Annotated in this window: 19 protein-coding genes; 14 read left to right on the forward strand and 5 right to left on the reverse strand. The window is 70.4% G+C overall.

Annotation, left to right across the window (positions count from 1 at the left end):
* Positions 1-188: 188 nt before the first annotated feature.
* Entirely contained in the window at positions 189-1,442 is a 1,254-nt protein-coding gene (locus ABIA33_RS18690) for a hypothetical protein (protein WP_370082962.1), read from the reverse strand.
* Positions 1,443-1,791: 349 nt separating this feature from the next.
* Here ABIA33_RS18690 and mtrA point away from each other — a divergent pair, with 349 nt between their 5' ends.
* The 3 genes from mtrA to ABIA33_RS18705 are packed head-to-tail and all read left to right on the forward strand — an operon-like array spanning position 1,792 to position 6,458.
* Entirely contained in the window at positions 1,792-2,469 is a 678-nt protein-coding gene (mtrA, locus tag ABIA33_RS18695) for an MtrAB system response regulator MtrA (protein WP_123502153.1), read from the forward strand.
* Position 2,470: 1 nt separating this feature from the next.
* Entirely contained in the window at positions 2,471-4,606 is a 2,136-nt protein-coding gene (gene mtrB / locus ABIA33_RS18700) for an MtrAB system histidine kinase MtrB (protein ID WP_370082965.1), read from the forward strand.
* A gap of 55 nt (positions 4,607-4,661) precedes the next feature.
* Positions 4,662-6,458 (forward strand): LpqB family beta-propeller domain-containing protein, encoded by a 1,797-nt coding sequence (locus ABIA33_RS18705; protein ID WP_370082967.1) that lies wholly within the window; start codon positions 4,662-4,664, stop codon positions 6,456-6,458.
* Here the strand turns inward: ABIA33_RS18705 and ABIA33_RS18710 are convergent.
* Positions 6,455-7,186 carry a ComF family protein gene (locus ABIA33_RS18710; protein ID WP_370082969.1) on the reverse strand — a complete coding sequence of 244 codons (732 nt, stop codon included), beginning with the start codon at positions 7,184-7,186 and terminating at the stop codon, positions 6,455-6,457. The two genes, ABIA33_RS18705 and ABIA33_RS18710, sit on opposite strands and share 4 nt — an antisense overlap.
* A 385-nt stretch (positions 7,187-7,571) precedes the next feature.
* Between ABIA33_RS18710 and hpf the strand changes: the two genes are divergently transcribed.
* Positions 7,572-8,204, forward strand: a complete 633-nt coding sequence (gene hpf / locus ABIA33_RS18715; RefSeq protein ID WP_370082971.1) for a ribosome hibernation-promoting factor, HPF/YfiA family — start codon at positions 7,572-7,574, stop codon at positions 8,202-8,204.
* A 185-nt stretch (positions 8,205-8,389) separates the two neighbouring features.
* Entirely contained in the window at positions 8,390-9,118 is a 729-nt protein-coding gene (locus tag ABIA33_RS18720; protein ID WP_370082973.1) for a response regulator, read from the forward strand.
* Between the two features lie 39 nt (positions 9,119-9,157).
* Here ABIA33_RS18720 and ABIA33_RS18725 read toward each other — a convergent pair whose 3' ends face one another.
* Positions 9,158-10,369, reverse strand: coding sequence for a winged helix-turn-helix domain-containing protein (locus ABIA33_RS18725; RefSeq protein ID WP_370082975.1), 1,212 nt, complete (start codon positions 10,367-10,369; stop codon positions 9,158-9,160).
* Positions 10,370-10,787: 418 nt separating this feature from the next.
* On the opposite strand from ABIA33_RS18725, the gene ABIA33_RS18730 reads away from it, so the two are divergent.
* From ABIA33_RS18730 to ABIA33_RS18750, 5 genes are all read left to right on the forward strand, one after another.
* A complete protein-coding gene (locus tag ABIA33_RS18730) occupies positions 10,788-13,043 on the forward strand; it encodes a hypothetical protein (protein ID WP_370082977.1) in 2,256 nt (751 codons plus the stop codon).
* Between the two features lie 117 nt (positions 13,044-13,160).
* Positions 13,161-14,636 (forward strand): GT4 family glycosyltransferase PelF, encoded by a 1,476-nt coding sequence (pelF, locus tag ABIA33_RS18735; RefSeq protein ID WP_370082979.1) that lies wholly within the window; start codon positions 13,161-13,163, stop codon positions 14,634-14,636.
* Positions 14,633-16,036, forward strand: coding sequence for a hypothetical protein (locus ABIA33_RS18740; RefSeq protein WP_370082981.1), 1,404 nt, complete (start codon positions 14,633-14,635; stop codon positions 16,034-16,036). Before pelF ends, ABIA33_RS18740 begins: the two co-directional genes overlap by 4 nt.
* A gap of 17 nt (positions 16,037-16,053) precedes the next feature.
* Complete coding sequence (locus tag ABIA33_RS18745; RefSeq protein WP_370082983.1) at positions 16,054-16,776, forward strand: spherulation-specific family 4 protein; 723 nt, start codon at positions 16,054-16,056, stop codon at positions 16,774-16,776.
* 197 nt (positions 16,777-16,973) lie between these two features.
* Complete coding sequence (locus tag ABIA33_RS18750) at positions 16,974-17,744, forward strand: endo alpha-1,4 polygalactosaminidase (RefSeq protein ID WP_370082985.1); 771 nt, start codon at positions 16,974-16,976, stop codon at positions 17,742-17,744.
* A gap of 41 nt (positions 17,745-17,785) precedes the next feature.
* Here the strand turns inward: ABIA33_RS18750 and ABIA33_RS18755 are convergent, their stop codons facing one another.
* The gene (locus ABIA33_RS18755) at positions 17,786-18,355 is read right to left on the reverse strand and encodes a GNAT family N-acetyltransferase (RefSeq protein ID WP_370082987.1); all 570 of its coding nucleotides are present in this window, start codon (positions 18,353-18,355) and stop codon (positions 17,786-17,788) included.
* 256 nt (positions 18,356-18,611) lie between these two features.
* On the opposite strand from ABIA33_RS18755, the gene secA reads away from it, so the two are divergent.
* Entirely contained in the window at positions 18,612-21,380 is a 2,769-nt protein-coding gene (secA, locus tag ABIA33_RS18760) for a preprotein translocase subunit SecA (protein WP_370082990.1), read from the forward strand.
* Positions 21,381-21,428: 48 nt separating this feature from the next.
* Here the strand turns inward: secA and ABIA33_RS18765 are convergent, their stop codons facing one another.
* The gene (locus ABIA33_RS18765; protein WP_370082992.1) at positions 21,429-21,890 is read right to left on the reverse strand and encodes an Rv3235 family protein; all 462 of its coding nucleotides are present in this window, start codon (positions 21,888-21,890) and stop codon (positions 21,429-21,431) included.
* Positions 21,891-22,208: 318 nt separating this feature from the next.
* On the opposite strand from ABIA33_RS18765, the gene ABIA33_RS18770 reads away from it, so the two are divergent.
* From ABIA33_RS18770 to pruA, 3 genes are all read left to right on the forward strand, one after another.
* Positions 22,209-22,724, forward strand: coding sequence for a hypothetical protein (locus ABIA33_RS18770; RefSeq protein ID WP_370082994.1), 516 nt, complete (start codon positions 22,209-22,211; stop codon positions 22,722-22,724).
* Between the two features lie 61 nt (positions 22,725-22,785).
* Positions 22,786-23,463, forward strand: coding sequence for an HAD family hydrolase (locus tag ABIA33_RS18775; RefSeq protein ID WP_370082996.1), 678 nt, complete (start codon positions 22,786-22,788; stop codon positions 23,461-23,463).
* Positions 23,464-23,476: 13 nt separating this feature from the next.
* Positions 23,477-25,102 (forward strand): L-glutamate gamma-semialdehyde dehydrogenase, encoded by a 1,626-nt coding sequence (pruA, locus tag ABIA33_RS18780; protein WP_370082998.1) that lies wholly within the window; start codon positions 23,477-23,479, stop codon positions 25,100-25,102.
* The last annotated feature ends 84 nt before the right edge of the window (positions 25,103-25,186 follow it).

Genomic DNA, 25,186 nt, shown 5'->3' on the forward strand with positions numbered 1-25,186 from the left:
GGGGACCCTGTGGGAGAGTAGGACGCCGCCGAACAACCATTGACAGTAAGCCCCCTGACCACCGGTCAGGGGGCTTAACTGCGTTCCCCACCCAGGCACCTCCCGGCACCGGGATCGCCCAGCCGGCGTCGGGGTGGGGGCCTGGCACCAGAACAGAAGCCGCACCCCCCACCCCCCCAGGGGGACCGTCAGGAACGCCGCGTGGATTCGCCGTAGTTGGGAACACCGGCTGCAGTGGCGAGTTCGAGGTCGAGTGCCTCGCGGCGGATGCGCTGGTCGATGTAGAGCAGGACGCAGGCGCTCGCGGTAAGCGGCAGGGTCAGTGCAGCGCTGATGAATCCGCCGATCGCGTCCGGAAGCAGGGTGGACGATGACGTTGCGGTCACCGAGCCGGAGCTGCCGACGGTGGTCACGACCTGGGCGAAGGCCAACGGCAGGTCGACCAGGATGGAGGCGATCAGGACGAGAAACCCGACGAGCAGGGTGATCCCGAAGATCCGCCACCAGGCCCTGCGGACGAGGCGGGCAGATCGACTCAGTGACGCGCGAATACCCTGCCGCTCGAGCACGAGTGCTGGGGTGGCCAGGCTCAGCGTGATGTAGAGCCAGGTGGCCGCCAGCAGGCCGGGCAGCACCAGCAGAGTGAGGTTGGACACCGTCACGTCGGAGCTGCCTGCGGCGTGGGCGATGAGAGCGGGAGCGGCTGAGAGTGCGACCGCGCCTCCGACGATGAACGAGACCATGAGGGCCGTACCGAGCATCTGAAGCAGGCGCGGGCGCGTCTCGGTCCAGACGTCGGACAGCGTCGCCGGCTTGCCCAACACGGCTCGGCTCACCACGACGCTGAGCAGCGCCGCCGCGCAGGTCCCGGCGGTCAGTCCGATGAGAGACCTGAGTCCCAGCACATATCCTGCGTCACCCAGCGAGGCGAGAGCCTGCCGCATGTCCGCGGGCGAGCCCCCGTTGGCGGAGAAGGTGTTGTTGAGCGCGTCCATCTGCTGGCTCAGGGCTGAGCTGACCACCGTGATCCCGGCCTGTGACACCAAGGCCACGCAGGCGGAGATGGCCAGGGTGGCTCTCCAGTACCGACGGAGGACTGCGAAGGCACCGCTGATGATCTCCCCCACGGAGAGCGGCCTGAGCGGGATGACTCCGGGCCGGGGGACCCAGCTGCCGGACCACTCCCAGCCGGGGACCGGGGCAGGTGGCAGCTGCCCCCGCCTCGGCGCCGTGTTCCAACCGAGCGCCGGGTTGTGCCAGGTCGGAGGGTGCTCCGCGCCGGGTACGTCGACCCGCGCGTACGACCGCTGCGGTGCCTCCGCTGCCCCCGGCACCGGCGTAGTGGCTTGTCCGGGGATCGTGGGGTGCTTGTTCGGGGCGTCCGTGTCGGCTGATCCGGGAGCAGCGGGCTCCGGCGGGCGCTGGCTCGGAGCGTCGGTCATGCGTGGGTCCGTCTCTAGTCGAACTGCGCGGTATGTGGTGGGGGCCACAGGAGGCACAGCCTCCGCGGTCGCGCACATCGTGTCACGGCCGGGACTGGAGGTGCCCGGGGGTAGTTCGGCCGCGCCGCAAGGCCGCCGCACCCTGCCGCGGCCGTGCCACAGTCGTGCCACACCGCGCCGAGCCGCGTTCAGCCGCTCCGGAGGGGGTTCGAGTGGCTGAGAACAACACTGCTTTATGTCGTGTTTGCCAACAAAAGTTAGCGTTCGTGGATAGAAAACTCGAACGAGTGGCGGATGTCTCTGTCCACTGTGCCTCAGCTCACGTTTCCGGAATGAGACCATGGGAGACATGAAGGGACGCGTCTTGATCGTCGATGACGACACTGCTCTGGCTGAGATGCTTGGCATCGTGCTGCGGGGGGAGGGTTTTGAGCCTTCTTTCGTCGCGGACGGCGACAAGGCTCTGGCCGTTTTCCGCGAGGTGAAGCCGGACCTCGTGTTGCTCGACCTGATGTTGCCTGGCCGGGACGGGATCGACGTATGTCGTCAGATCCGCGCCGAGTCGGGTGTACCCATTGTCATGCTGACCGCGAAGACGGACACCGTGGATGTGGTGGTCGGCCTCGAGTCCGGTGCCGACGACTACATGACCAAGCCGTTCAAGCCGAAGGAGCTCGTGGCCCGGGTCCGGGCTCGGCTCCGTCGGGCGGAGGAGCCGAGTCCGGAGCAGCTGGCGATCGGCGATCTGGTGATCGACGTCGCGGGCCACTCGGTGAAGCGCGACGGCCGAAGCATCCCGCTCACCCCGCTGGAGTTCGACCTCCTGGTCGCGCTGGCGCGGAAGCCCTGGCAGGTCTTCACCCGCGAGGTGCTGCTGGAGCAGGTGTGGGGGTATCGCCATGCCGCCGACACCCGGCTGGTCAACGTCCACGTGCAGCGTCTGCGCTCCAAGATCGAACGTGACCCTGAGCGGCCCGAGATCGTGGTGACAGTGCGCGGTGTCGGCTACAAGGCGGGACCGAGCTGAGATGAGTGGCCAGCCTCCCGCCGCGCCCCAGCCGGACGGCGGGCGGTCGGTCTCCAGCGGCGCGCACCCGAGCGACACGAGCGACATGAACGGTGCCGGCGCTGTCGGCGGCATGGGCGGAATGCGATCGCTGGCGACGTTGCTCGGCCGCCGCTTTCTGCGTCCCTTCCGTCGCCTGACCGGCCTCTACCGGCGGTCCATCCAGTTGCAGGTGGTCGCCACGACACTGGTGCTGTCCATCGGCGTGGTGCTGCTGCTGGGCGTCGTTGTCATGAACCAGGTGCGCAACGGCATGCTCTCGGCGAAGCAGCAGGCCGCCGTGGAGCAGGCGGACAGCGGCTTCAAGGCCGCGGCGCTCCAGGACCTCTCCGCGGAGAACAGCGGCCAGGCGCACAATGCCGCTGCGACCGGCAGCGGTCAGACGGGAGCGACCGCTGTCGATGGGCCGGACATGGGCACGCTGCTGGCGCAGCAGGTCAAGTTCCTGGCGAGCAGTGGCGCGGGCCAGTACGCGGTGGTCGGCATGGTGCCCGGAAGCGCCCTGAGCGCGAGCACCGGCAGTGACAATCCGGGGTCACGCGCGCCCAGGGTGATCGGCAACGTGGACCCTGACCGGAGCATCAGCGCGGAGATCCGGCAGAAGGTGGCCGCGCATCCCACCGCGTCGCAGTCCGAGTACACGACGATCTACTACCTCAACAACACGGCGGCGAGCGAGTCGGGGCTCGTGGTCGGCATGCAGCTGTCCACCACCGGGGCCAACCCCCAGTCGTACCAGCTGTACTACGTGTTCCCCTTCGCCCTGGAGACGCAGACCCTCAGCCTGGTCACCAACACCCTGATGACCGCTGGGATCTTCGTGGTGATCCTGCTGGGGGCGATCTCCTGGCTGGTGGTCCGCCAGGTGGTCACGCCGGTGCGGATGGCGGCGGAGATCTCCGAGCGTCTCGCCGACGGGCGTCTCGAGGAACGGATGAAGGTCTCCGGGACGGACGACATCGCGCGCCTCGGTGAGTCGTTCAACCGCATGGGCTCGGCCCTGCAGGCGCAGATCCGGCAGTTGGAGGAGCTCTCCCGGGTGCAGCGCCGCTTTGTCTCCGACGTGTCGCACGAGCTGCGGACGCCGCTCACCACGGTGCGGATGGCGGCCGACCTGCTGTACGAGTCCAGGGGCGACTTCGGCGACCCTGCCGCGGAACGTTCCGCTGAGCTGTTGCAGAACCAGCTGGACCGCTTCGAGTCGCTGCTCGCCGACCTGCTGGAGATCAGCCGCTTCGACGCGGGGGCCGCGATCCTCGATGCGGAGCCGGCCGACATGCGTGACGTCGTGGGCCGGGTCATCGAGGCGGCCGAGCCGCTGGCCAGGACGAAGGGCAGCACGGTCGTCGTGCGCGGTGCCAGCGAGCCGGTGGTGGCGGAGGTCGACCCGCGTCGGATCGAGCGCATCCTGCGCAACCTGGTGGTGAACGCGCTGGAGCACGGTGAGGGGCGTGACATCGAGGTGTGGCTGGCGGCCGGCGACGGTGCGGTGGCCGTGGCGGTCCGTGACCACGGCATCGGCCTGAAGCCGGGCGAGGCGTCGCGGGTCTTCAACCGCTTCTGGCGGGCGGACCCGGCGCGGGCCAGGACCACGGGCGGTACCGGGCTGGGGCTGTCGATCGCTCTGGAGGACGCGGCCCTGCACGGTGGCTGGCTGCACGCCTGGGGCGAGCCGGGCGGTGGTTCGCAGTTCCGGCTGACCGTGCCGCGCAACGCCGGCGCGGAACTCCAGCGGTCGCCGATTCCGTTGGAGCCTGAGGACTCCCGGCGCAACCGGGGACTCACGGTCCCCGGCATGCCGTACATGCGTGCGTCCCGACCGTCGGGGCCGGCCGGAATGGTCGGGGCGAGCTCACTGGCGGATTCGATGCAGGCGGATTCGATGCAGGGCGGGTCGGGGCTCGGGACCGGGCTGGGGCCGGGACTCGGCGGGGTGCTGGGGTACGGTTCCGTGATCCCGGGTGTCCCCGGTCGGGGCCCGCTGCCGCCGAGCGACCCTTCCGACGTCCGGGCGGCGTCCGGGTACGGCGCCACGGGCGCGCAGGTCGTGGTGTCGAAGGAGGGGCGGGATGACGGTGCGGCCAGGGACCAGGAGTAGCGCGCGCACGGCCGGTGCGCTCGCGGTCGGGGTGCTCCTCGCAGGGTGCGCGGCCATGCCCAGCAAGGGGTTTCCACCTCCGTCGATCGCCAGTGAGAGCAACGGCGGCAGCACCCAGGCGGCGCAGCAGGTCGTGGTCGTCGCGGAGCCGCCGAAGGCGACGGACCATCCGGCCCAGCTGCTGTCGAACTTCCTGGACGACCTGGTCGCCGACGAGTCGGACTACCGGACCGCCAAGGAGTACCTGGGCAAGGACATGAACGCCGCCTGGAACCCCGAGAAGCAGGTCACGGTTCTCGACGGCATCCAGCAGCGCGTACTTCCGGGCGCCACCAGTACCCGGATGACGATCGACGTCAGCGGGCACGAGATGGCGACGCTCGACGCCAAGCACGCCTATCGGGCCGCCTCGGGAACCCTGGTCCACGAAGCGTTCGAGTTCACCAAGGGCGCCCACGGCTGGCAGATCGACTCGCTGCCCCAGGGCGTGATTCTCAACCAGGTGGACTTCCAGCGGATATACGAGTCGGTCAACCTCTACTTCCCGGTCGCAGGGCAGAGCAACGGCAGTGCGCCGTCGCCGCTCGCTGCGGATCCGATCTACGTCCGCAGCCACATCGACCCGCTGACGGACGCCGCGGACGGCCTGCTGGACGGGCCGAGTGACTGGCTGGGCCCTGCTGTCCTTCCGGGCTTCCCCACAGGTACCTCCCTGGGCGGCGGAAACCTGGACGTGACGGCGGACGGGACAGTCAAGGTCCACTTCACCGGCCGGTCCGGATCGCTGCTCCAGGACCCCACCGTCTGCGACCGGATGGCCGCTCAGCTCTTCTTCACGCTCATGCAGGTACCGACGGCGCAGGCCAAGCAGGCCGGTCAGCCGATCAACTCGGTCGCGCTCTACCAGGGCGCCGGCACCTCGTCGGTGTGCACGGCCGGGACCAACAGCTCCTACTCGCCGCTGCTGTCGGCGAGCGCGGACACCAGCTACTTCGTGGACGCCAATGGACACTTGCGGAGCCTGGACGTCGGGCACGAGCACGGTATCCCGGCGCCCGAGACCGTTCCGGGTGCGCTGGCTCCGCCGCAGGCCGGGAAGATCGGCGGCTTCGCCGTCGCGCCCGGGGGAAGCGGCAAGGTCGCTGTGCTCTCCCAGGACCGGCACGCCCTGTACGTCAGCACGCTGACCCAGCAGACGGCGCCCGACCACCCGGTGCTCACCAGCTCCGGCGCCCAGGGACTCACGACACCGAGTTGGGACGCGCTGGGCACGCTGTGGACCGTGGACACCAACCCCGCGAGTCAGGGACTGCGGGCCCTGGTTGGCGAGACCCTGGTCCCGGTCACGGTGGCCGGGCTCCAGGGCACGGTGACCGACGTCCGGGTGGCCGCCGACGGGGCCAGGATCGCACTGACCGTCAAGAACGGGGACACGAGTTCGGTCGAGGTCGGCCGGGTCCAGCGGTCCGGGACGGCGGCGGCTCCCCAGCTCACGATCGCCGGGTTGCTCTCCGTGGCGCCCACGTTGACCACGATCAAGTCCGTCTCCTGGGCCGACGGGGACAGCGTGATCGTGCTGGGCCAGTCGGCCGGGACGGCCAGGGGGCTGTCCGCCTGGGAGATCGACGGTTCCTCGGCGCTCGTCCCGGGCCCACAGCCACTGTCGCCGGCCGACGCGAGCACGGTTGCGGCACTCCAGCAGGACTCCAAAGCGCCGCTCCTCGTGGACAACAGCGGTGCGGACCCGAACGACAAGGGGAAGATCTTCCGACTGCTGCCGGGCAGCAGCTCCTGGACCCTGGCGACGAGTCTCGGGGCGCCCACCGGAGGGATGCTGAGCTACCCCGGCTAACGACACTGAGCCATCCCCGCTGCGCCGCGCTTCACCGTGGCGGCGACGACAGCGGCGGCCAGCACGTCGCCGCCCGCCGCAGACAGGGCGCGGGCGGCTTCGGCCAGGGTCGCGCCGGTGGTCACCAGGTCGTCGACGAGGATGATCCGGCCCCGGCCCAGCTGGACTCGCCGGTGCGCTGGCACGGCCAGTGCCCCGCGCAGGTTGCGGAGCCGGTCGGTCGCGCCCAGCTCCGACTGGTCGGCCACCGCGCGCCGGTGCCGCAGCACGGTCAGCAGCCGGGCCGGGACGCCCGTGCCGCGCAGCGCCCGGGCGGCGGCCAGGGTGAGACGGCGGGTCGGGTCGTGCCCGCGGGCCCGGACGGTCGACGGTGTGGAGGGCATCGGCACGAGCAGCAGTGGAGCGTTCCGAGTGGCGGCGCTGGCGGGGATCGCCGCGCGTACCGCGACGGCGAGGGCCGCACCGAGCGGCTGTGCCAGCCTCAGCGCCCCTCGTTCCTTGTGGGCGAGCAGGACCTGTCGGACCGGCCCCTCGTAGCCCGTCGCCGCGTAGACCTCCGGGAGGCCGGGCGGCGCACTGAAGGGGCGCGCGGGCCTGGCTCGCGCGCCCTCAAGTGCGGAGCGGCAGGCGAAGCACAGCTGGGTGTGCGGGGTTCCGCAACCCACGCAGTGGGCCGGGACGAGGAGGTCCAGAGCGGCGTCAAACAGGCATGCGAACGCGCTGGTCACGGTGGCCTCCTCCGGATCGGTCGGGCAGGACGACACGTGTGCACCAAGGGTGCATGCGCGCCTCCGGCAGCACTGGAGTTTTACCGGGAGTTCATCCGTACGGGGGTAGGAATGACACAAGGGCTGTACAAGCACTCGAACTGCCGCGATTTTGGGAGGCCAGGACCTGGCTGACACGTCCTGGCCGTCTCCTTCGCACCGCGTCCTCCGCCGTAGCGCGGGCGGAATCCAGAGAACCGTTGTTCCATGGGGTTCCGACCGTTCCGAGTGGGGAGGAAGGGATGTGAGGGGCGGCTCCGCCCACCCCGAGCGGGCGGTGCGCGCACTCGATGGGCCGAGCGGACCGGAGGGTCTGCCGGCGACATGCAAGGGATCGGAGTTCTGCGTGGACATCGTCGTCAAGGGTCGCAAGACCGAGGTGCCCGAGCGGTTCCGCAAGCACGTGGGCGAGAAGCTGGAGCACATCCAGAAGCTCGACGCCAAGGTGATCAGTCTGGACGTGGAGCTCTCCAAGGAGCGCAACCCGCGTCAGGCGGAGCGCTCGGAGCGAGTGGAGATCACGCTGCACAGCCGGGGCCCGGTGATCCGGGCCGAGGCTAGTGCCCCCGACCCGTACGCCGCGCTGGACCTGGCCTCCGCCAAGTTGGACGCCCAGCTGCGGAAGGTCGCCGATCGGCGACGGGTGCACAAGGGGCCGCGTTCCCCGAAGAGCGTGGCCGAGGCGACGGCATCCCTGTCGCCCGGACCCGGCACGACGAACACGGAGGAACAGGCCGCACCGGTCCAGCGGACGAAGATCGGTTGCCTGGAGATCGAAGGCGACGGACCGCTCATCGTCCGCGAGAAGACCCACGCCGCCGTGCCGATGGCGCTCGACCAGGCGTTCTACGAGATGGAACTGGTCGGGCACGACTTCTACCTGTTCATGGACACCGGCACCGGTCAGCCGAGCGTCGTCTACCGACGGCACGGGTACGACTACGGAGTCATCCACCTGAAGCTGGAGGGCCTGGAGTAGATCCGCAGGCAGAGGGGCGCGGTGCACTGGCACCGCGCCCCTCTGTGTGCGCCGGGGCTCCACCCGTGGCCGGTATGTGATGGCGGTGACACTTCCGAGCGAAAGCAGGGGGGCGGAGTGATCGCACCGGCCGTCGGGCGTGGAATCATTGCGGCAACAGCCGATCAGCCGAGGGGGAGGACCGGATGGCGGAGCGATGGGACGACCGGCGCGACGACGACCGGGAGCTCGGCGGGCCACGGCGCGCCGTAGAACCGATCAGGGTCCTGGTCGTGGACGACCATGCGCTCTTCAGGCGCGGCCTTGAGATCGTTCTCGCCCAGGAGGAGGACATCCAGGTCGTGGGGGAGGCCGGGGACGGCGCCGAAGCCGTGGAGAAGGCCGCCGACCTGCTGCCCGACATCATCCTCATGGATGTGCGGATGCCGCGGCGCAGCGGCATCGAGGCATGCACCTCGATCAAGGAGGTGGCCCCCAGCACGAAGATCATCATGCTGACCATCAGTGACGAGGAGGCCGACCTCTACGAGGCGATCAAGGCGGGTGCCACCGGGTACCTGCTCAAGGAGATCTCCACCGACGAGGTCGCGACCGCCATTCGCGCGGTCGCCGACGGGCAGTCGCAGATCAGTCCCTCGATGGCGGCGAAGCTGCTCACCGAGTTCAAGTCGATGATCCAGCAGCGGACGGACGACCGCAGGCTGCTGCCCGCTCCCCGTTTGACCGAACGGGAGTTGGAGGTGCTGAAGCTGGTGGCGACCGGGTTGAACAATCGCGATATCGCGAAGCAGCTCTTCATCAGCGAGAACACCGTGAAGAACCACGTCCGCAACATCCTGGAGAAGCTGCAGCTGCACTCCAGGATGGAGGCGGTGGTGTACGCGATGCGGGAGAAGATCCTCGAAATAGGCTGACACTCCTTCAGGTCTTCAGGTCCTCAGGCCTTCGGGTTCTCAGGAGTTCAGGAGTTTCTCCAGGGCCGGGCGCAGGGCCTCGTCGTGAAGCCGTTCCACCCGCACCGTGTCGCAGCCCACCCACTGCGCCGCCTCGCGCAGCGCCTGGGCCAGGGACTCCACATGCTTGGGGGAGTCCAGGGACACCTGGCGGGCGACCAGGGCGCGTCCCTCGCGGGCCGGGTCGACCCGGCCGACCAGGCGGCCCCCGGTCAGCAGCGGCATGGCGAAGTAGCCGTGCTGGCGCTTCTCCTTCGGGGTGTAGGCCTCCAGACGGTGTGTCAGGCCGAAGACCCGCTCGGTGCGGGCCCGGTCCCAGACCAGGGAGTCGAACGGCGACAGCAGAGTGGTGCGGTGCCGTCCGCGCGCTCCGGCGGAGAGGTCGGCCAGGGCGGCGGGGTCGGCCCAGGCCGGGGCGGCGGCTCCGGCCCTGCCCCAGCCCTCGACCAGAACCGGGACCAGACCGGACTCGGGGAGCGCCGAGTCGACCTGCTCGGCCTTCAGGCGGTGGTAGTCGCTGAGGTCCTTGCGGGTGGCGACGCCCAGGGCTGCTCCGGACTGGCGTACCAACTGCCGTAGGCACGCGGCGTCGTCGAGTTCGGCGTCCAGCAGCTCGGCGGGGACGGCCCGTTCGACGAGGTCGTAGACGCGCTTCCAGCCGCGGCGCTCGGTGCAGACGGCCTGGCCGGTGTCGAGCAGCCACTCGGCGGCGATCTTGGTTTCGGACCAGTCCCACCACACGCCGCCCTTCTTGGCGCCGCCGAGCTCCGTGGCGGTCAGCGGTCCGTCGGTGCGCAACCGGGCGAGCACCTCGGCGCAGGAGCGGTCCGCGTCCTCCATCCGGTGCCAGCGGTGGCCGCGGGCCAGGAACGCGCGGCGCCGGAACGCGAAGAGTGGCCACTCCTCGATCGGCAGGATGCAGGCGGCGTGCGACCAGTACTCGAAGGAGGTGCCGCCGCCCCAGTACGCGGACTCCACGGCGGCGCGACCGACCGCGCCCAGGCGGGCGTAGGGGATCAACTCGTGGGAGCGTGCCAGGACGGAGATGGTGTCGAGCTGCACGGCGCCGAGGTGGCGCAGCACTCCGCGCACGCCGCCGCGCCGGTCCGGAGCGCCGAGCAGGCCCTGGGCCCGCAGGGCGATACGGCGGGCATCGTTCGCGCTGAGGGTGATCGCGGAGGAGGAGCTGACCGCAGCGGAAGCATCTGTCATGAGGCCAGCGTAGAAGTCCCCACTGACACTGAGTTCCGCCGCCGCCGGCCGGCCGGTCGGCGCTCGTCGGCTGGGTCTGGCTGACGAGGTCTCGCCGACCTCTCGGGTGACTGGAACCGAACAGCCGACTGAGCGCCAACTCGCAAGGGTGAGGTTTGCCCCGCTCTCGCAGGATCCGGCGCAGCCGCCGCGCTCGTGCTTCTAACGTATGAATGCAACGCGACGCACTGCGGTCACGGGAGCACCATCAGTGACGCTCGAAAGTGCGGCGTTGCCACACAGTCGCGGGGGCGACGGGGGATCCACTCATTACCACTCATTTCCATTGAGGCGCGGTCGGCCATCCCGGCACGGCGTCGCGCCGATCCGTACTTCGGCATGCCCGCGGCACTGCGGAGCTGCCACTGGAGGGGACGACATGGGTCGTACGACCCGTTGGGCCGCCGCGTTCACTGCGGCGGGACTGCTGGCGGCTATCGCCCCGGCAGTAGGGGCGCACGCGGCGACCGCCGCGCAGCGGATCGATCTCAGGGTTCTCGTCGTGGACGACGGCGGCCCGGCCACCGCCGCCATCATGAACGAGATGGACATCAGCGGTACGCCGTACACCGTGGTGAAGCTGTCCGACGTCAACCGGCCGACCATCAACGCGGCCTTCCTCAGCGGGACCTCGTCCAACGGGCAGGCCGAGGCGAAGTACCAGGCCGTGGTGCTGCCAAACAACGCGCCGTTCGCGGCGGGTTCCGCCGAGATGGCGGCTATCACCGGCTACGAGCAGACCTTCGGCATCCGCCAGGTCGACGCCTACACCTACGCCCAGCCCGGTGTCGGCCTCAACTACGCGGCGAACCCCGGGTACATCGGGTCGCTCGACGGGATGACCGGAACGGTCACCGCGGCCGGGCTGGCAGGCTCCTTCGACTACCTCAAGGGGAGCGTGCCGTTCGAGGACAACGACCCCAACGTGATCGAGAGCTACGGCTACCTGGCCACGCCGCTCGCCGTGCAGGCCGCCGGCGCGAGCTTCACCCCGCTGGTCACCGCCCCCATCCCGGGCGGCAGTGCGCAGGGCGTCCTGGCGGGCGAGTACGACCACGGCGGCGTGTCCGAGCTGGTGATGACCTTCGCCTACAACCAGTACCAGCAGCAGTACCGGCTGCTGGCGCGGGGGATCGTCGACTGGATGACCCAGGGCGTCCACCTCGGCTACGACCGCAACTACTTCGAGCAGCACATCGACGACGTCTTCCTCGGCGACGACCGCTGGAGCAGCACGGCCAAGTGCACCCCCGGTGATGCCGCCTCCGCGTGCCAGGGCACCCCGCCGGCCTCGACGATCCGGATGACCTCGGCCGATGTGACGTACGCTCAGCAGTGGGAGGCGGCCCACCAGTTCACCCTGGACTTCCTCTTCAACGGCGGCGGCAGCGACCAGATCACCTCCACCGGCGCCGACGACCCGCTGACCGACTCGCTGCTGTCCGCGAAGTCCTCGTTCCGCTGGGTCAACCACACCTACGACCACCCCTTCCTCGGCTGTGTCCAGAACACCGCGACCGTGCCGTGGTCCTGCACCAAGGACGCGAACGGCAACACCCTCTGGGTGGACCAGCAGACCATCCAGACCGCGATCAGCCAGAACCAGCAGTGGGCCAGGAACCACGGGCTCAGCATCGACAGCACCGAGCTGGTCACCGGCGAGCACTCCGGCCTGGCCACGCTGCCGCAGCAGCCGCAGGACAACCCCAACCTCGCCCCCGCGCTGGCCGCGACCGGCGTCAGGTGGACCGGTAGCGACCACTCCCGCGAGACCGACCAGCGTGCGGTGGGACAGGCGCTGACCGTGCCGCGCTTCCCCATGAACGTCTACTACAACGCCGGCCACACCGCCGACGAGGTCGACGAGTACAACTGGCTCTACACCAGCACCGCGCAGGGCGGCAGCGGCCTGTGCACCGCCAACCCCGCCACCAGCACCTGCCTGCCCGCGCCGCTGGACGAGAGCACCGGCTACGGCAGCTACATCGCCCCGCTGGAGGCCAGGATCGACCTCGGGCACATCCTCGGCAACAGCCCGCTGCCGCACTACGCGCACCAGTCCAACCTGGCCGAGGACCGGATCCTCTACCCCGTGCTGGACCAGTTGCTCGGCGGTTACGCCAACCTCTTCGCGGCGAACACGCCCATCGTCAACCTGCGCGAGTCAGCGATCGGCCTTGAGCTGCAGCAGCGCGCGGCCTGGAAGGCGGCCCTGGGGGCGGGCACGGCCGGCGGATACCGGGTCGGCAGCACTGTTACGGTGCAGGCCCCGAACGGCGTCGCCGCCGAGGTGACCGCACCCAACGGGACGGTGCAGCAGCAACTGCTGGGTAGCAGCGCCTTCGGCAGCGCCTACGCGGGCGAGCTCTCGGGCTGGGCCAAGCCGGGGCTGCTGCAGAGCAGCGTGACGCTCAAGCTGAACGCCGCGGGTACCCCGGCCGCACCCGCCGCCGGTTCCAGTGCCGCACCCTCGCCGTCCTCGTCGCCGTCCTCGTCGCCCACCGGCACGTCGCCCACCGGCACGCCGCCGGCCGGGCTGCCGCCGACCACGACTCCGCTCGTTCCCGGGGGCGTGCGCACCGTGGTGCCGATGACCGTCGCCGGAGTCGCCAAGCTGGTCGGCGGCCTCCTGTAGTCGAAGCACCAGCGCACACACCGAACACCGGACCGCGTCCGGGGCCCCGCAGCACCCAGGGCCCCGGACGCGGTACGCCGACACGCCCGGCAGGGCTCTAGGGGGAACGCACCGAAGATGAACGGACCTGTGGAGGTCACCCTGCTCACCGAGGGCACCTACCCCTACGTGCACGGAGGGGTCAGCGTCTGGTGCGACCAGCTCGTGCAGGGAATGCCGGATGTGCGCTTCCATGTGCTCGGCATCACCGGCAGCGGGCGCGAACCGCAGGTCTGGAAGCTGCCGCCGCAGATCGCCTCGGTCAGTTCGGTGCCGTTGTGGGGTCGCACACCCGAGGGCCGGGCACCGCGCGGACGCGCCCTGCGGCGCTTCCTGGCCGGATACGAGCGCTTTCTGCTCGCGCTGCTCGATGCCGACTTCGAGCACTACTTCGCCGACGAGCTCTACGAACTCGCCGAATTCGCCCTCACCGGCGGCTCGCTCACCGCGGCGCTGCGCAGCGAAGGGGCCCTGCGCTCGCTGCAGTCGCTGTGGCAGCGGCCCTTCCTCGCCACCCACGCCGCCCGCCCCACCGTCCAGGACGCACTGGACGCCACCGACCTGCTGGAGCACGCGTTGCGGCCACTCGCCGTCCAGCCGCCCGGGCGCGGGGTGGCACACGTGGTCACCGGCGGGCTCGCGGTGCTGCCGGGACTGACCGCGCGGCGCTTCCACGGAGTGCCGCTGCTGCTCTCCGAACACGGTATCTACCTGCGGGAACGCTATCTCAGCTACCGTGCGGCGCCCTATCGCTGGCCGGTCAAGGCACTGATCCTGGGCTTCTTCCGGCTGCTGGCGACCGAGGGCTACCGGGGCGCGGACCTGATCACCCCCTGCAACCGCTACAACCGGCGCTGGGAGGAACGGGGCGGCTGCGACCCGCAGCGCATCCGCACCGTCTACAACGGGGTCGACCCGGCGCTCTTCCCCTACGCGGGCCCCGAACCCGAGGTGCCCACCCTGAGCTGGGCCGGCCGGGTCGACCCGATCAAGGACCTGGAGACCCTGATCCGGGCCTTCGCCCTGGTCCGCGCCCAGATCTCCGACGTCCGGCTGAGGCTGTTCGGAGCTCCGCCGGTCGGCGGCGAGGCATACCAGGAGCGGTGCCGGGCACTCGCCGTCGAACTGGGCGTCGCCGACGGAGTGGTGTTCGAGGGCCGGATCGACACCGTGCGTCATGCCTACGCGGCGGGCAGCGTGGTGATGCTGTCCAGCATCTCCGAGGGCTTCCCTTTCAGCCTGATCGAGGCCATGGCCTGCGGCCGCGCCACGGTGTCCACGGACGTCGGCGGCGTACGCGAGGCCGTCGCCGACACCGGTCTCGTCGTACCGCCTCGGGAGCCGGAGGCGATGGCACGGGCGGCGCTCGACCTGCTCCGGGATCCGCGGCTGCGCCGGGAACTCGGCTGGGCCGCGCGCGAGCGCGTCATCGAACAGTTCACCCTGGGACGGACCGTGGCCACCTTCCGCAGCTTCTACGACGGGTTGTTGGAGGACCCGAGGACGATGTGGTCCCCGGCGGCCGGACCGGACCTGGCGAGGTGCTACGCGTGAGCGCGTTCCTGGAGCTCCTGCCGGGGTTGAGGCTGGAGCCGCTGCCCGCCCGGCTGCCCCGGCCGGACCGTCCCATGGACCCCGCCGACGAGGCTGCCACGCGGTTCGGCGGCATCGCCGCCACCGCCGTGCATCCCTTCGAGGTCGCCGCCGCCATCGAGGCCGAGGGAGTGACGGACCGCCAGGTGCAGCGCCACTACGGCCGCCAGGACGCCTTCGAACTCGCCGAGGACCTCTACGCGGACACCCCTCGGCACTATCCCGAGCCCGAGCCTGTCCCGTCTCCCTGGACCGCACCGCTCTCCGCGAGCCTGCTGCGCGGAGTCCTCTACGCCCTGCCGGGCCTGGCTTTTCCGCTCGGCGCGCCGCTGTTCGCGGGCCCGGCGGACACCGGCCGCCTCCCGCACGGGACCTTCGCCCTGGCCCTGTCCGTGCTGCTCACCTGGGCCTGGAACCAGGCCCTCGCGCACCGCGCGCACTCATGGCTGGGCCGAGGGCAGCGGCGTTCCGCCGGGCGTTGTCTGGCACGCGGCGCTGCCGTCGGCTCCGGACTCGGCGCGGGGGGCGCACTGCTCGCGGCGCTGCTCGCCGAGCGGGCGTCCGGCGGCGTGCTGGTCTTCTGCCTCGGGCAGGCCCTCTATCTGGGCGCCTCCTGCGTTCTGCTGGTCCTCGGCGGCGAAGCCGCCCTGCTGCGCGCTCTCTCGCCCGCCGCGCTCGGTGGAGCGGCCGTACTCGCGGGCCTGCTCCGGCCGTCCCCGGTGACCGCACTGCTGCTGGTCTGCACTCTCGGACTCACCGCGCTCCAGGCATGGCGGCTGCTGCGTGCCTGCCGTGACGACGGTGACCGGGGGAGCGCCGGTGACCCCAAGCCGCCACTCCGTTCCTCGCTCCCGCATGGGTTCTTCGGCATGGCCATGTCCCTGCTCACGCTCGGGGCGGCGCTGCGCGGCGGCCATATCGAGGTGGCGCCGACCGTGGCGCTCACCGTCAGCATGGGCCCGGCCGAGTGGCTGCTGTACGGCTACCGCAGCCGGATCCACGCGGCCCTGCGCGCCGCGCAGTCGGCGCGCGGGTTCGCGCTGCTCTCGGCCCGCTCGCTGGCGCTCGGCCTCGGCAGCTACCTCGGTGCGCTCGCCGCACTCGGCGGCGTGGTGGGCGTCGCCCTGACCGGGGGCCCGTCGGGGCAGCAGCTACCGGGGCTGCTCGCCCTGGGGGCGACGATCTGGACGGCGCTGCTGCTCCAGGCCACCGGCTCGGCCTGGACGGCCGCGGGCGTCTGCATTCCGGCCGCCGCCGCTACGGTCGCCGGGGCGACGGAGTCGCTCGTGGGCGGCGTCGCGGCTGCGACCCTGCTGTTGATCGCCTGCCGGACGCTGGGCCGGGTGACCGTGCACCGATGACTGTCCGAGGAGTTGAATTGACGACGCGTGAGCCAGGGCCTGTGCGGACCCTGGTCGAGCTCGACGAGCGGCGACTGCTGGTCCCGCTCTACATCCATCCGGGAGCCGATCCGGACGCCTGGGCCACGGTGGCGGCGAGCGCCGCCACCGTGGCCGGAGTGGTGTTCAACCCCGGGAGCGGGCCGGGGAGCGAGCCACTGGCGGAGTTCGGCGAGGCCGGCCGGAGTCTGCGCGCGGCCGGAGTGCCCCTGCTCGGCTACGTCGACACCGACTACGCCGGCCGGACCCACCGCGAGGTGGTCGCGGAGATCGAGCGCTACCAGGAGTGGTACCAGCTGGACGGGGTGTTCCTGGACCAGGTCGGATCCGGTCCGGAACTGCTCCAGTACTACCGTCGGCTGGCGGTCGCGGCCCGGTCGCTGGACGCGGCGCAGGTGGTGCTCAATCCCGGCGTCCACCCGGCACCCGGCTTCGCCGAGCTGGCCGATCTGCTGATCACCTTCGAGGGCACCTGGGAGGACTACCTGCGGCTGCGCGTGCCCGGCTGGACCGCCGACCACCCGGCACGACGCTTTGGGCACCTGGTGCACGGGACGCCCGCGGAGCTCTGTGCCCTGGTCCCCCCGGCGGCACGGCGGCATCACGCCGAGATCTGCTACGCCACGCCGGGCACCGGCGCCAACCCCTGGGGCGAGCTGATGCCGCAGCTCGGTGCGGCGCGGGCCGAGGTGCGGAGTTGAGGGCCGCGGCCGCGCTCGCCTGCGGTCTGCTGCTGGCCGTCGCCGGTTGCAGCGGAGGTACGGGGCCCGGTGTGCCCGGTTCCTCGGACGGTGCTCCGCCTTCGACTCCGAACGCAAGCACCGGCTCGCCCCCGAGCTTGAACCCGAGCCTGAACCCGAGCTTGAACCCGAGCCTGAACCCCAGCTTGAACCCCAGCGTGAATCCGAGTCTCGGAATCAGTCCGAGCCCCGGCTCCGCCGCCAGCCAGGGCCGCAGCGCGCCCGCGCCTGCCCGCTGGCAGCCGACGCCGGGCACCAGCTGGCAGTGGCAGCTGACCACGCCGGTCGACACCGGCGTCGACGCTGCCGTCTACGACATCGACGGCTTCCAGAACAGCGCCGCTGTGGTCGCCGCGCTGCACGCCAAGGGCCGCAAGGTGATCTGCTACGTCAACGCCGGGGCGTTCGAGGACTTCCGGCCCGACAGCAGCACCTACCCGGTGGCACTCCTTGGCGCGTCGAACGGCTGGCCCGGCGAGCGATGGCTGGACATCCGACGCCTCGACCTGCTCAGGCCACTCCTCAGCCGCAGGTTCGACCTCTGCCGCGACAAGGGGTTCGACGCCGTGGAACCGGACAACGTCGACGGCTACCGCAATGACTCGGGCTTTCCGCTCACCGCCGCCGACCAGCTCGCCTTCAACCGGATGCTGGCCGACCTCGCTCACGCCAGGGGGCTGTCCGCCGGTCTGAAGAACGACGTCGACCAGGTGCCCCAGCTTGTCGGGACCTTCGACTTCGCCGTGAACGAGCAGTGTGCCGAGTTCCAGGAGTGCGCCGCGTCGGTTCCGTTCGTCGCCGCCGGCAAGCCGGTCTTCGAGGCCGAGTACAACCTGCCGACCTCGGCGTTCTGCGGCCCCGCCCGCCGGATGCGCTTCAGCGCCCTGCTCAAGCACCTGGCCCTGGACGCGTGGCGGGAGTCCTGCTGATTCGGCCTCCTACTGCTGCTCCTACTGATTCGGAGGGGCGCTCAGGCGAGGCCGGAAGGGAGGTCGGAGGCAAGGTCGGAGGGGAGCAGCGAGCCGATCCAGGCGTCCCGGAGCACCCCGCGATGGTTGAGGCGGGAGCGAAGCGTGCCTTCGACGGTGAATCCGACCTTCTCGGCCACTGCTCTGGACCCGGCGTTCCCCACGATCGCCAGCCACTCCATGCGCTGCACCTCCAGTGCCAGGAACGCCCACCGGCACACCGTCGAGGCGGCCTCGGCGGTGTAACCGCGGCCCCGGTGCTCCCGCGCCGTCCAGAAGCCGATCTCGGCGACGCCTTCGGGACGTGCGACACCCAGGTGGACGCCCATGGACGAGACGAGGGCGCCGCCGTCGCGGGTGAAGCTGCCGAAGTTGAGCATCGTCCCCTCGCGCCAGCCGACCGGGCAGACCTCGCCGACGAAGATCCGCGCGTCCTCGGCCGTGTAGGGAACGGGGACCGGGATCCACCGCTGGATCTCCTCGTCCTGGCACTCCCGGTAGACCCGGGGAGCGTCCTCCGCGGCGAAGGGGCGGAGGATCAGGCGGGGGGTTTCCAAGATCACGGGTTCCATCGACCGAGTATCCCGCGGCGGGCCGTCGGGCGCTCTCCGATATTCGCGACGGTGACCGCGTGTCCGATTTGTCCATGGATGCCGGTGCTGACCGCCCCACTCTTAGGGGTGACACCCAGCCGGTGCGCTGACGGACCTCCCGACCGCCTCGTTTCCTCGCATACGATGGCCACGCGGTGGTGCGTCTCCATCGCCGGTGCACAGACCGCAAGTGCACAGACCGCCCAGTGCCAGCCCAGGCAAGGAGCCAGCCCACGTGTCCGTCTTCGACAAGATCCTGCGCGCAGGCGAAGGAAAGATCCTTCGCAAGCTGCACCGCATTGCCGCCCAGGTCAATTCCATCGAAGAGGACTTCGTCAACCTGACGGACGCCGAGCTGCGGGCGCTCACCGAGGAGTACCGGGAGCGCTACGCGGACGGCGAGTCCCTGGACGACCTCCTCCCTGAGGCCTTCGCGACCGTTCGCGAGGCCGCCAAGCGCACCCTCGGCCAGCGCCACTACGACGTCCAGCTCATGGGCGGCGCGGCCCTGCACCTCGGCTACGTCGCCGAGATGGGCACCGGCGAGGGCAAGACCCTGGTCGGCACCCTGCCCACGTATCTGAACGCGCTGTCCGGCAAGGGCGTTCACCTGATCACGACCAACGACTACCTCGCCGAGCGCGACTCGGAGTGGATGGGCCGGGTGCACCGCTTCCTCGGCCTCGACGTCGGCGTGATCCTGGCCAACATGAGCCCGGCCGAGCGCCGCAAGCAGTACGCGGCCGACATCACCTACGGCACCAACAACGAGTTCGGCTTCGACTACCTGCGCGACAACATGGCGTGGTCGCAGGACGAGCTGGTGCAGCGCGGCCACAACTTCGCCGTCGTCGACGAGGTCGACTCGATCCTGATCGACGAGGCCCGTACCCCGCTGATCATCTCCGGTCCGGCGGACCAGGCCACCAAGTGGTACGGCGACTTCGCCAAGCTGGTCACCCGGCTGAAGATCGACCGCGACTACGAGGTCGAGGAGAAGAAGCGCACCGTGGGTGTGCTGGAGGCCGGTGTCACCCGGGTCGAGGACTACCTCGGCATCGACAACCTCTACGAGTCGGTCAACACCCCTCTGGTGGGCTTCCTCAACAACGCCATCAAGGCCAAGGAGCTCTACAAGAAGGACAAGGACTACGTCGTCATGAACGGCGAGGTCCTGATCGTCGACGAGCACACCGGCCGTATCCTCGCCGGTCGCCGCTACAACGAGGGCATGCACCAGGCGATCGAGGCCAAGGAGGGGGTGGAGGTCCAGAACGAGAACCAGACCCTGGCCACCATCACCCTGCAGAACTTCTTCCGGCTGTACGACAAGCTGTCCGGGATGACCGGTACCGCACAGACCGAGGCGGCCGAGTTCCACCAGATCTACAAGCTGGGCGTGGTCCCGATCCCGCCGAACCGGGAACGGGTCCGCATCGACCAGCCGGACCTCATCTACAAGTCCGAGCCGGCCAAGTTCGCGGCCGTGGTCGACGACATCGTCGAGAAGCACGAGAAGGGCCAGCCGATCCTGGTCGGCACGACCAGCGTCGAGAAGTCCGAGTACCTGTCGACGGAGCTGCGCAAGCGCGGCGTCCAGCACGAGGTGCTCAACGCCAAGTACCACGAACGTGAGGCGCAGGTCGTCGCGCAGGCCGGGCGCAGGGGCGCGGTCACGGTCGCCACCAACATGGCCGGCCGTGGCACCGACATCATGCTCGGCGGCAACCCCGAGCACCTGGCCGCCGCGGAGCTCGCCCAGCGCGGCCTCTCCCCGGTGGACACCCCCGAGGAGTACGAGGCCGCGTGGCCCGACGCACTGTCGAAGGCCAAGAGCGCGGTCAAGGCCGAGCAGGAGGAGGTCCAGGAACTGGGCGGCCTCTACGTGCTGGGCACCGAGCGGCACGAGTCCCGCCGGATCGACAACCAGCTGCGCGGCCGTTCCGGCCGTCAGGGCGACCCGGGCGAGTCCCGCTTCTACCTGTCGCTCGGCGACGACCTGATGCGCCTGTTCAAGGCCGGCATGGTCGAGCGCGTGCTCTCGATGGCCAACGTCCCCGAGGACGTGCCGATCGAGTCCAAGATGGTCACCCGCGCCATCGCCTCCGCGCAGACCCAGGTCGAGCAGCAGAACTTCGAGATCCGCAAGAACGTCCTCAAGTACGACGAGGTGCTGAGCCGCCAGCGCGAGGTCATCTACGGCGAGCGCCGCCGCGTGCTGGAGGGCGAGGACCTGCGCGAGCAGATCGACCACTTCATCGACGACACCGTCGACGCCTACGTGAAGGACGCCACCGCCGACGGCTTCGCGGAGGAGTGGGACTTCGACAAGCTGTGGCAGGCCCTCGGCCAGCTCTACCCGATCAGCCTGACCGTGGCGGAGCTGGAGGACGAGAACGGCGACCGCGCGGGCATCACCCCCGAGCTGCTCGCCGAGGCGGTCAAGGAGGACCTGCACGCCAAGTACATCGAGCGGGAGAACCAGCTCGGCGAGGCCGTGATGCGGGAGCTGGAGCGCCGCGTGGTCCTTTCGGTGCTCGACCGCCGGTGGCGCGAGCACCTCTACGAGATGGACTATCTCCAGGAGGGCATCGGCATGCGGGCGCTGGCCCAGCGCGACCCCCTGGTCGAGTACCAGCGCGAGGGCTTCGACATGTTCGCCGCCATGATGGAGGGCATCAAGGAGGAGTCCGTCGGCTACCTGTTCAACCTGGAGGTCCAGGTCGAGCAGCAGGTCGAGGACGTGCCGGTCTCCGACTCCGCCGACGCGGTCCAGCTGGACAAGGCGCCGGAGGACGTCCGTCCGGAGATCCGGGCCAAGGGCCTGGAGGCGCCGCAGCGCCCGGACCGCCTCCACTACACCGCCCCTTCGGTGGACGGTGCGGGCGGCGTGATCGAAGGCGACTTCCCCACCGGCGAGCCCGAGGACGAGTCGGACGAGGAAGGCGGCACCCGCGCCGAGCGCCGCAAGGCGGCGAAGGGCGGCCGTCGCCGCAAGAAGTGACGCACCGACAGTACGCCGCCCCCACGGGCATCTCGTAGTCATGGCGGTTCACCACCTGGTCTCCAGGGCGGTGAACCGCCATGTCATTTCCGGGCGTCGCGGTGCCCGGCCCAGTTCCAGCCGGAACGCCAGGATCTCCACCCGCTCGCCGAGCCCGACCGCCGCGGTGACCTCCATGACCCCGGGCGCCGGGGAGTCGTCGAAGACCCTGCCCAGCACCGGCAGCACGTCGCCGGGAGCGCGCAGCGACCGTCGGCGGACGAGGGTGCGTACGTCGTCGTAGACGTCCTCGGTGGCCAGCGCCGCGAGCTGGTCGCAGACCCGGTGGCCGCTGAGCACCTCCAGCAGGCGTTGGGCGTACCGGCCGGCCACCCCGTTGTTGCCGGTGCGCGTCGGTGCGGGGCCGCACTGCGGGGCACGTTGCGCGCCGACGCCGTGGACCCGGCCCACCCGCACCCCCGCAGGGGTGGTGTTCTGACGTACGGTCCGCTGGTGCGCGGTCTCGACCATGACGGTCACCCCCGGTGCTGGGAAGAGGTGCGGAGAGCTGCTGTGTGCAAGGTCTGTGGTACCGGCTGCCTCTGACAGCGACAAGGCTCCCGCCGCGGCTCCTGCGACTGTCGAGAAGTTCACCTATCCGAGTGACAAAGGTGCTCTGAGCTGGGAGTACGAGAAAGCCCACACCTCGGAGGCGATTACCCAGCGCAGTCGGAAGGCACTCGATCGGTGACTCTCCGCAGGCATTCGTGTGTGCCGCTGGGCCTCCTCGTGGCCGCCTATGCTTGACGCTGGAATCGTTCTCCCCCTTCCCTCCCCCGGAGCGCCCCGATGCGCGTGTACGTCCCCACCACGTTGACCGCCCTCGCGCAGGGGCATACGGAGGGAACCCTCGGCCCGGCGCCGCTGCGGGCCTACGCGGTCACTCCGGCTCTGCGGGAGTGGTACCTGAGCGACGACATCGAGGAGTTGGAGTACGCCGCGCTGGTGCGCGCCGCCCAGTCCTCGCTGCGGCTGCTCGCCGAGGACGCCGCCGCTCCGCGCCGCCGGGTGGTGGTGGCGCTGGACGTGCCGGACCAGGTGGTGACGCTGCAGGTCGACGCCGAGCACACGGACGCCGCTGCGCTCGGCGCGGTGACGCTCACGGAGACGCTCGCGATGGCCAAGGTCGCCTCGGTGCACGCGGACGCCGACGAGCCGGAGGTGCTCGACGACGTGTCCGCCGCGGTGTCGGCGGTCGCCGCCGCGGACGCCGGGGACGAGGACGCCCGGTTCGCCGTCGACGGGGCCGAGGACCACGAGCTGCTCTGGTTCGCCACCCAGGAGATCCCCGGCCTGCTGGGCTGAGTATCGAGCCCCTGACCAGCCCACTTCTCGCGCTGTCAGCGCCTCCGGATACCGTTCCTTCATGCGTGCACACATCGTCTGGGACTGGAACGGCACCCTCTTCGACGACATCGAAGCAGTGGTGGCGGCGAGCAACGCCGCCTTCGCGTCGCTCAGGTCACTGGGGATAGACCTGCCTCCGCTCACCCTCGAGCAGTACCGCGAGCAGTACCGGGTCCCGGTCATCGACTTCTACGAGGAGTTGATGGGCCGCGTCCCGACCCCGGACGAGTGGGCCGAGATGGATCGGGCGTTCCACACCCACTACCGGAGCCGCCGCGACTCCTGCGGTCTCACCGCCGGCGCGGCGACCCTGCTCGCCCAGTGGCCGAGCGAGGGCGTGCGCTCGCAGTCGCTGCTGTCCATGTACGGGCACGACGATCTTGTCCCGCTGGTCCGGGGCTTCGACCTGGAGCGGCACTTCGTCCGGGTGGACGGCCGGTCCAGCACCGGCGGAGTAAGCAGCAAGGCCGAGCACCTGGTCCGGCATCTGGCCGCGATGGGCGGGGTCAGCCCGTCCCGTACGGTGCTGATCGGCGATGTCGTGGACGACGCCCGCGCGGCCGCGCACGTCGGCGCGCACGCGGTCCTGTACACCGGCGGCTCCCACGCCCGCTCCGAGTTGGAGCGGGTCGGTGTGCCGGTCGCCGACACCCTCGCGCAGGCGGTCGAGTACGCCCAGGAACTGGTCAAATCATGACAGCATGAGGCTTATGGACGCTGTCACGCAGGTTCCGGTGCCCGTGAACGAGCCTATCCACGGGTACGCCCCCGGTAGTCCGGAGCGGTCGCGGATCGAGGCGAGACTGCACGAGATCGCGGGTGAGTACGCGACGCTGAAGATGACCGTCGGCGGCGAGCAGCGGATGGGTGGCGGAGAGAGGATCGAGGTGGTGCAGCCGCACCACCACTCGGCGAAGCTCGGCGTGCTCGGCAACGCCACCCGTGAGGACGCCCAGCTGGCGATCGACGCCGCGCTCAAGGCGGCGCCGGCCTGGCGCGAGCTGTCCTTCGACGACCGCGCCGCGATCTTCCTCAGGGCCGCCGACCTGCTGGCGGGCCCCTGGCGGGAGGCGGTCGCGGCGGCGACCATGCTCGGGCAGTCCAAGACCGTCCAGCAGGCGGAGATCGACGCACCCTGCGAGCTGGTGGACTTCTGGCGCTGGAACGTCCACTTCGCCCGGCGGATCATCGAGGAGCAGCCGGTCAGCAGCCCCGGCGTGTGGAACCGCAGCGACCACCGTCCGCTGGAGGGGTTCGTCTACGCGATCACGCCCTTCAACTTCACCGCCATCGCCGGGAACCTGCCCACCGCGCCCGCGTTGATGGGCAACACCGTGGTCTGGAAGCCGTCGCCCACGCAGACCCTGTCCGCCTGGTACCTGATGCGGCTGCTGGAGGCGGCCGGCCTGCCGCCCGGGGTGATCAACATGGTGACCGGCGACGGGCAGGCGCTGTCGCAGGTCACCCTCGCCCATCGGGACCTGGCGGGCATCCACTTCACCGGCTCCACCCGCACCTTCCAGCAGCTGTGGCAGACCGTCGGGGCCAATATCGGCAACTACCGCGGCTACCCGCGCCTCGTCGGCGAGACCGGCGGCAAGGACTTCGTGGTCGCGCACCCCAGCGCCGACCCTGCGGTACTGCGCACGGCGCTGATCCGGGGCGCCTTCGAGTACCAGGGCCAGAAGTGCTCGGCCGCCTCCCGCGCGTACGTTCCACGCAGCCTCTGGCGGACGGTCAAGGACGACTTCCTGGCCGAGGTGCAGGGCCTCACTGCGGGCGACGTCACGGACTTCTCCAACTTCATGGGCGCGCTGATCGACGCCCGTGCCTTCGAGAAGAACCGCGACGCCATCGACAAGGCGCGCAACGACCACAGCCTGGACATCGTCGTCGGCGGCCGATACGACGACGCGATCGGTTACTTCGTCAGCCCGACTGTGATTATGGCCACAGACCCCAGGCACGAGATCTTCTCCACCGAGTACTTCGGCCCGCTGCTCGCCGTCCACGTCTACGAGGACGGCCGCTGGGAGCAGACCCTGGACCAGTTGGAGTCCGTCGCCCCATATGCGCTGACCGGCGCGGTGATCGCGCAGGACCGGGCCGCGGTCGCCCGGGCGGCGCACCGGCTCCGCTTCGCCGCGGGCAACTTCTACATCAACGACAAGCCCACCGGCGCGGTCGTGGGCCAGCAGCCCTTCGGCGGCAGTCGGGCCTCCGGCACCAACGACAAGGCGGGCTCCGTCCAGAACCTGCTGCGCTGGACCTCGACCCGCTCCATCAAGGAGACGTTCGTCCCGCCGACGGACCACCGCTATCCGCACATGCTGTAGACCGACCGGCCTCAGACCGACCGGCCTCAGACCGACCGGCCTCAGACCGACCGGCCTCAGACCGACCGGCCTCAGACCGACCGG

Origin of the sequence: Streptacidiphilus sp. MAP12-16, assembly GCF_041262165.1 — a bacterium.
Classification (GTDB): Bacteria; Actinomycetota; Actinomycetes; order Streptomycetales; family Streptomycetaceae; genus Streptacidiphilus.